Genomic DNA, 681 nt, shown 5'->3' with positions numbered 1-681 from the left:
CATCACAGCCCACGCCACGCATGCCACTCGACCAGACCCCGGGCAAGACCCAGGCGGTCGCCGCCGACGTGAAGCGCGCTTCCGAAGACTTGCTGGTGATCGGCACGGTGCTCGAGCAGGAACTGCCCGACGAGCTGCAGGTCGGCGAGGTGGCGCAGGCGATCGAGCACACCGGGCATCTCGAGAAGAAGCTGGCCGAATCGGCGGAAAGCCTGACCGAGGTCCACGCGGCTCTCGAAGAGGAAATCGAGAAGCGCAAGAACGCCACCGCCCAACGGGATGCCAGCCGGGCGCTGGTCGAGAAGCTCAGCGCCAACGACGGCGACAAAGCCGACTGAGGCACGGCGGCGGCGCCGGCACGCGGCGCACCCATGCGCTTTCTCCTACGCGAGCGCAAGCCGTCCGGCCTTGGCCCGCGATGGACCTGACGGCTAGGCTCTGTGCCTTGTACTGGCAGGAACCTGCATGGCTCTCCTCACGTTCCTGGTCGAAGACAACAGGACCATCCGCGACAACCTGATCCCCGCGCTCGAGGACCTCGTGAGTGCTCGCGTCCTCGGCGTCGCGGAGACTGAGACGGATGCGGCCGAGTGGCTCGCCGCGCATGCCGGCGAGTGGCAACTGCTGATCGTGGACCTGTTCCTCAAGGAGGGCTCCGGACTCGGCGTGCTGCGGACATGC

2 protein-coding genes are annotated in these 681 nt (G+C 67.4%); both read left to right on the top strand.

Features of this window, described 5'->3' with window-relative positions; translation table 11 throughout:
• Positions 1-338 (top strand): hypothetical protein (locus AC1DY5_RS57820; protein ID WP_478123069.1); only part of this gene is annotated, 338 nt, incomplete at its 5' end.
• Positions 339-465: 127 nt separating this feature from the next.
• A partial coding sequence (locus tag AC1DY5_RS57815; RefSeq protein ID WP_478123068.1) for a response regulator occupies positions 466-681 on the top strand: 216 nt, incomplete at its 3' end.

Source organism: Variovorax sp. P4_D9 (assembly GCF_056401695.1).
This window is presented reverse-complemented; position numbering and strand designations above follow the sequence as displayed.